Source organism: Actinomadura fibrosa (assembly GCF_900659615.1).
Classification (GTDB): Bacteria; Actinomycetota; Actinomycetes; order Streptosporangiales; family Streptosporangiaceae; genus Spirillospora; species Spirillospora fibrosa.
Genome location: NZ_CAACUY010000382.1, coordinates 1 through 6,119, shown reverse-complemented (window position 1 = coordinate 6,119; position 6,119 = coordinate 1). Strand labels below are relative to the sequence as shown.

5 protein-coding genes are annotated in these 6,119 nt (G+C 75.0%); 2 read left to right on the top strand and 3 right to left on the bottom strand.

Annotated features, from left to right (window positions below):
• Positions 1-1,571 (bottom strand): MFS transporter (locus E1300_RS46665; RefSeq protein WP_207400394.1); only part of this gene is annotated, 1,571 nt, incomplete at its 3' end.
• Positions 1,572-1,931: 360 nt separating this feature from the next.
• On the opposite strand from E1300_RS46665, the gene E1300_RS46660 reads away from it, so the two are divergent.
• Positions 1,932-2,324 carry a nuclear transport factor 2 family protein gene (locus E1300_RS46660; protein ID WP_131763690.1) on the top strand — a complete coding sequence of 131 codons (393 nt, stop codon included), beginning with the start codon at positions 1,932-1,934 and terminating at the stop codon, positions 2,322-2,324.
• A gap of 187 nt (positions 2,325-2,511) precedes the next feature.
• Here E1300_RS46660 and E1300_RS46655 read toward each other — a convergent pair whose 3' ends face one another.
• A complete protein-coding gene (locus E1300_RS46655) occupies positions 2,512-3,741 on the bottom strand; it encodes a PucR family transcriptional regulator (RefSeq protein ID WP_131763689.1) in 1,230 nt (409 codons plus the stop codon).
• Positions 3,742-3,756: 15 nt separating this feature from the next.
• A complete protein-coding gene (locus tag E1300_RS46650) occupies positions 3,757-4,845 on the bottom strand; it encodes a polyprenyl synthetase family protein (protein ID WP_131763688.1) in 1,089 nt (362 codons plus the stop codon).
• 669 nt (positions 4,846-5,514) lie between these two features.
• Here E1300_RS46650 and E1300_RS46645 point away from each other — a divergent pair.
• Positions 5,515-6,119: PucR-like N-terminal domain-containing protein (locus tag E1300_RS46645; protein WP_503104949.1), on the top strand; the 605-nt coding region annotated here is incomplete at its 3' end.

The following is a 6,119-nucleotide window of genomic DNA, read 5'->3' as shown; positions in this document are numbered from 1 at the left end:
AAGGCGAGCGCCGGAACCTCGGCGGGCTCACCCGCGGGCGCGGGCTCGCCCGCCGGCGCGGGACGCGCCGGGGACGCCTGGGCGCGCCGCGCGGTCCGGCGGACCGACGGCAGGAAAGCGGCGAGGACGATGCCGACGGCGATCACCCCGGTGGCGATGAGGAACGAGATCCGGAAGCCCGTCATGTTCGGCACCTCCGTCCCGTGGAACGTGCTGGTGTTGCGGGCGAGGACGCTGCCGAGCACGGCGCTGGACACCGACGTGCCGACCGAGCGCATCAGCGTGTTCAGGCCGTTGGCCGCGCCGGTCTCCGACACGTCCACCGCGCCCATGATCAGTGTGGGCAGCGCCGAGTAGGCCAGCCCGATACCGGCGCCGAGCATAGTCGCGACCAGCGCGACCTGCCAGACCGCGCTCATCAGCCCGAGCGCGGCGGCGTAGGTGCCGCCGATCACCAGCAGGCCGAGGATCAGCGAGGTCTTCGGGCCGCGGGACGCCGAGATCCGCGCCGACACCGGGGAGACCAGCATCATCGACACGCCCATCGGCGCCACGGCGAGCCCGGCGACGAGCAGCGACTGGCCGAGGCCGTAGCCGGTGGCCTTCGGCAGCTCCAGGAGCTGCGGCAGCACCAGCGACATCGCGTAGAACGAGACGCCGACGGTGATCGCCGTGAGGTGGGTGAGCAGGACCTGCCGCCGGGCGGTGGTGCGCAGGTCGACGAGCGGATCCCGCAGGCGCAGCTCCAGCACGCCCCACAGCACAAGGACCGCGAGGCCGGCGCCGGCGAGCCCGAGCGTCGCGGGGCTCGTCCAGCCCCAGTCGCCGCCCTTCGTGATCGGCAGCAGGACGGCCACTAGGCCCAGGGTGAGACCGACCGTCCCGGCGTAGTCGAAGCTGCCCTTGGCGCGCAGCGGCGACTCAGGCACCGCGACCAGGACGAGCACGAACGAGACCGCGCCGAGCGCGGCGGCGCCGTAGAACAGCATGTGCCAGCTGTAGTGCTGGGCGATGTAGGCCGCGAGCGGCAGGCCGAGCGCGCCGCCCACGCCGATCGAGGAGCTCATCAGCGCGAGCGCGGAGCCGAGCCGCTCGCGCGGCAGCGCGTCCCGCATCAGGCTGATGCCGAGCGGGATGGCGCCCATCGCGAAGCCCTGCACCGCCCGGCCCGCGACGACCACGAGGAGCTGCGAGGTGGCGGCGGCGATCAGCGAGCCGAGCACGACCGTGGAGATGCTCACGAGGATCATCCGCCGCTTGCCGTACAGGTCGCCGAGCCGTCCCATGATCGGGGTGGCGACCGCGCCCGACAGCAGGGTCGCGGTCATCGCCCACGTCGCGTTCGACATGGACGTGTGGAGCAGCTCCGGCAGCCGGCCGATCACCGGGATCAGGAGCGTCTGCATCAGCGCGACGACGATGCCGGTGAAGGCCAGCACCGCGGTCAGCGCGCCGCCGCCCTCCCGCCGGGCGCCGGGGTCCGGTCCGGGCAGGCCGGCCGCCGGCGCGGGCGGGGCCGGCCGTCCGGACGGAGCGGTGGCGGACGGGGCGGTGACGGGCTGGACGGACACGCTGATGATTCCTCCGGGGAGCCGTTCGGGTGAGCGCCCGCGGGCCTCGGGGGCGCGGGCTCACGCCGTGATCAAAGAGCTCCCGGAGGCGATTCATTCCCGGTTCGGGCGCCCGGAGCGGGTGGCGAGACCGACATCACAGGGGTCGGCGGGAACCGCGGGGCGTGCGTGACCCGTGGGGCGGACGCGTGCGCTGCGTGCTGCGGACATGCCCGGCGGCGGCCTGCGGACGCGCCGGAGCCGCGCTGATCGAACCGGCCGGCCGGTTCTCTGACATCCTGTGCCCAGCCGATGAGATCCGGCCATCGGGATCCGGCCGATGGAATCCAGCCGATGAGATCCAGCTTGGAGGTGGAGCCCGTGCACCCGTTGCGCGCGGCCATCGAGAAGGGCGACATGGACGCCGTCCCGCCGATGCTGGCGGAGGACGTCACCTTCCTCAGCCCCGTCGCCTTCGCCCCCTACGACGGGCGGGTCCTGGTCACGGCGATCCTGCGCGGCGTCCTGCGCGTCTTCGAGGACTTCCGCTACGTGCGGGAGATCGGGGACCCGGACGGGCGCGACCACGCGCTCATGTTCAAGGCGAGGGTCGGCAGCCGGGAGGTGCACGGCTGCGACTTCCTGCACTACGACGACGACGGGCTGATCGACGAGTTCTGCGTGATGGTCCGCCCGCTGTCGGGGGCGAACGCGCTCTCCGAGGCGATGGCGGCGCAGTTCGACACGATCATGCGCGAGGCCGGGCAGGGCTGAGGCCGCCCACCGGTCCCCCGGGCGCACGTGCTCCCGAAGCCAGTGGACGTGCCGCGGCTCCCGCGTCTCGACGCTCCCTGCCTCCCACGACTCCCGCCGCTCCCGCTCTCCCGTAGCTCCCGGCGAAGAAGCTTCAGTAGCACGTGGCCGGGCACCGGCGTCGGATCGGCCTGCGGCACGGCCGTCCTCAGGCGGTCGTCAGCTGCGGGACGCGCTCCGGCGGCGGCAGCGACGCGTCCTCCGCCCGGTGGCCCTCGCTCTCCAGGGCCGTCAGGCGGGCGGAGGTGAGAGCCGCCCGGAACAGCTGGATGCCGCGCGCCGAGCTCGGGTCGATCCCGGACAGCTCCTTGATGCGGTCCAGCCGGTAGTGCAGCGTGCGGCGGTGGATCCACAGCTCGCGGGCGGCGCGCTCGCGGTCCAGGTTGCAGGCGAGCAGCACCTCCAGGGTGCGGCGCAGGTCGGTGCCGGCGTCCAGCGGAGACAGCACCGCCGACAACCGCCCGCGGATGCCCGGCTGCCCGAGGATGGCGAGCTCGACGAGCAGCTCGTCCGCGCCGTAGGGGCGGGTCTCGGCGTCGGGGATCGCCTTGACGATCGACAGCACCCGCGACGCCTCCTCCAGCGCGTCCGGGACGCCCGCGAGGCCGTCCCGGTGGGCCTCGGCGGCGTGCACCCGCCCGCGCGTCCAGGCCGCGAGCACGGCGGTGAACCCGGCGGCCCGCTCCGCGGCGGCGGCCGGATCCTCCGCCGGGACGAGGACGGTGAGCCGGGCGAGGTCGCCCGAGTACAGGACGCCCTCCTCGGCCTCCAAGCGCTCCCGCGTCCGCTCCCAGAGCGGACCCCCGGCGGAGGCGCATCCCGTCTCGCACAGCAGGACGAGGTAGCCGGGCGCGAGGCGGACCCCGGCCGCCTCGGCGATCGCCTCGGCGGGGGCGCCGTCGATGAGCGTCTCGGCGAGCAGGCGGCGCAGCGGCCGGGACCGGTCGCCCTCCCGCGGCGCCTCCGCGTAGCCCTGGATGCAGGACTCCCTGGCCTGCCCGGCGAGCCGCGCGGCGCGGGCGGTCAGCTCGGCCATCTCGGTGAAGCAGGCGGCGGGCGCGACCGCCCAGAAGAAGCGCGCCGCGGCGGCGAGCGCCACGTCCCACGCCTCCGACAGCACCGGCAGCGGGATGGCCTGCCGGGCGGCCATCATGCCGAGGTCGCGGAACCGGGCGAGGTCGTCGGCGGGCAGCGGGTCGCCCGCGAGGAGCAGCGCGAGCATGCGGGCGGCCGTCTCCTCCCGGCCGCCGAACAGGGGCCCGGCGGTGCGCCGGATCGGAGGGTGGGCGGGATGGCCGCTGAGGGCCTCGCCGATCGCCCGGGCCGCCCGCGGGCAGTGCGCCGCGAGGATGCCGGGGAGGTCGCAGGGTGGAGTCATCGCGGACGTCCCTCCCTACGCCACGGCCAGGCTGAGCCCGGGCAGCCGGTGCGCCGCGGCGTCGACCAGCGCGTGCAGGTCCTGGACGAAGTCCGGCTTCCCGCCGAGCCCGTCCAGCAGGGCGTGCGCCCGCGCGATGAGGGGCGCCACGGACGCGGCGCAGCCGTCGGCGACCTCCTCGTCGAGCATCCGCGACGCCAGTTCCGCGCGTGCCGCGGCCGAGTCGCGCGCTGCCTCGTGCAGGGCGAGCACCGCCCGGCGCCGCGGGGCGGGCAGCGTGGTCAGCAGATGGACGAGCGGGTACGTCGCCGTGCCGTTGGCGAGGTCCTCGTACCGTCCGGAGGCGAGGTCGCGGTGGTCGTTGACGAGCTGGCGGAGCACGCCGAGCGTCCGGCCGTAGCCGCGCCAGCGGGCGGCGCGCCCGGGAGCGGCCCCGGCGAGCCGCGCCGCGGACGCGGCGGCCATCGCGTACGGCGCGCCGGTCTTGCCCGCGTAGCTCCGCAGCACCGACTCGGGCGTGGCGGACGACGGCCTGCCGGCGAGGTCGCGCAGCTGCCCGTCGACGGCGTCCAGGCAGCAGCGGGACAGCTCGTCCACCAGCCCGGCGCGGACCGCGTCCGGCACCGGCAGCTCCGCGACGAGGCGGACCGGGAGGTGCCCGCCGACCGCGAGCGCCGTGAGCACCTTCGCGCCCGCGGCCCTGTGCTCGGCACCGTCCCGCGGGGACGGGGGCGCCGGGGCGTCGGTCAGGTCGTCCAGGTGGCGCGCCGCCGCCCACCAGAGCAGGTGGGCGACCGCGACGGGCAGCGCCGGGTCCGGATCCCCGGTCTCCGCGCCGTGCACCAGCAGGGGGAGCATGACGATGCCGGTCGCGGCGGGACGGGAGCCCTTGGCCCGGACGGAGTCCAGGAAGTCGGCGAGGAACTCCGACATCGCGCCGCCGACCATCTCGCGGCCCTCGTCCAGGCCCATCGCGAGCCCTTCGGCGAGGTCCTCGCACAGGGAGGCCAGCTCCGCCTTGACCGCGTTCACGGCGCGCTCCCGGGCCGCCTGGCCGAACGCTCCTTCCGCCGCGGCCGGGTCGTCCAGCACGGTGTCCTCCACGTTGTCGGCTCCTCTATCGCTGCTGCGGGACGGGGGGCAGTGCCGGGAACGGAACCGCGCCGGGCGGCGGACCGCGATAAAGCTCGCCGGGCGCCCTTCACGAGAAGGGCGGATAAGCGTTCCACGGCGCTGTGGAAACCGCCCTCGACACGGCCGTCATCTTGCTACAGGAATGGGCGCCGATGAACTGCCGCGCTGGGCAGTCCACGGCGGCCGGGTCTTCCCAGACCGGCAACGCGGAGCTCCCGCTCACGCTCCGTGTCGGGACATGTCGTCCAATAAGCGCACGTCAGCGGCCGCTTGCGGCGCGGCGTCCCGCTCTCCGCAGGAGGTGATCACGCACGTCGCCGCGCCGGAATGGGCCCCGCGAGGCGCGTTCCGGGAACCGTCGCCCGCCCATTTTTCGAGGGTCGCACAAGATTTATTTTCACATCATCGCCCAAACGTGCGGAGCGCTGTCGCCGCACTGTGAGATTGCCCACGGTGAATGTCCGAATGCGGCCGTCAGGTAAACGCGTGGGCCGCGATCCTCCCCGCCGCGGGTTGTCAGGCGGTTGACAAACGGGCGCCCGTTCGGCGCAGGCCGGTGAGTGTCGCGGATCACGCTGCGTGCCTAGGTTGAGACGGCGGGGGTGAGACGACCGGCAGGCGGGGCGAGGAGGTGTCACCGTGACGACGGCATACGAGGACGCGCGCCGCGGCGCGCCCGTCCTGGACGGCCTGAGCGACGAGCCGTGGCGGGACGTGCCGGCCGAGGAGGCGCGGTGGATGCGCCCGCACCTGCCGGCCCTGCTCGGGCCGATGGTGCGCGGCGTCCTGCGGCACGTCCCCGAGTACGACCGCCCGGGCGACGCGGCCTACGCGCGCGCCGCCGAGGCCGCCGTCGCGCACGCGATGGAGCACTTCGTCCGGATGATCGCCGATCCGGACACCTCGTGGAAGGAGGTGTACCAGGTCTTCTTCGACGTCGGCTACGGCGAGGCGGTCGAGGGGCGGAGCCTGGAGCACCTCCAGAACGCGATGCGGATCGGCTCCCGGCTCGCCTGGCGGCACCTGGCGGTGGAGGCCGAGCGGCTCGGCCGGCCCCGCGCGCTCATCAGCCTGCTCGCCGAGGCCAACTTCGCCTACCTGGACGCGCTGGCGTCGGCCGCCGCGCACGGCTACGCCCGCGCGCGGGAGAAGGCCGCGGGCGAGCGCGAGCAGCGCCGCGGCCGGCTGCTGAGCCTGCTGCTGTCGGACCCGCCCGCGCCGCCCGAGGTCCTCGGCGAGCAGTC